Source organism: Cupriavidus basilensis, assembly GCF_029335485.1.
In the GTDB taxonomy this organism is placed as follows: domain Bacteria; phylum Pseudomonadota; class Gammaproteobacteria; order Burkholderiales; family Burkholderiaceae; genus Cupriavidus; species Cupriavidus basilensis_E.
This window is the reverse complement of record NZ_JARJLM010000541.1, coordinates 1-479: the sequence shown is the minus strand read 5'-3', so window position 1 is coordinate 479 and position 479 is coordinate 1. Positions and strand designations below refer to the sequence as shown.

At 72.4% G+C, this 479-nt stretch carries 1 protein-coding gene; it reads right to left on the bottom strand.

The features are described 5' to 3' along the window. Positions 1-479 (bottom strand): aldehyde dehydrogenase family protein (locus P3W85_RS33600; RefSeq protein ID WP_276267924.1); only part of this gene is annotated, 479 nt, incomplete at both ends.

Below are 479 nucleotides of genomic sequence, written 5' to 3'. Positions count from 1 at the left end.
CCCCGGCCATCGGTCACCAGTTGCGCGCCCTCTTCCACCCCCCTGGCGATATAGCCTTCCACCTTGGCCTTGTGCGCGGCGGTCACCAGCGGGCCCATCTCGGCATCGGCCTCCATGCCGTTGCGGATCTTCAGCGCCTGCGCCCGTGCGGCCAGGCGCGGCACCAGCCGGTCGGCCACCTCGCCCACCGCCACCGCCACCGAGATCGCCATGCAGCGCTCGCCCGCCGAGCCGTAGGCCGCGCCGATCAGCGCGTCCACCGCCTGGTCGAGATCCGCGTCGGGCATCACCACCAGGTGGTTCTTGGCGCCGCCCAGCGCCTGCACGCGCTTGCCGTGCCGGGTGCCCTCGGCATAGATGTACTCGGCGATCGGCGTGGAGCCGACGAAGGACAGCGCCTGCACGTCCCGGTGCGCCAGCAGCGCGTCCACGGCTTCCTTGCCGCCCTGCACCACGTTGAACACGCCGTCGGGCAGGCC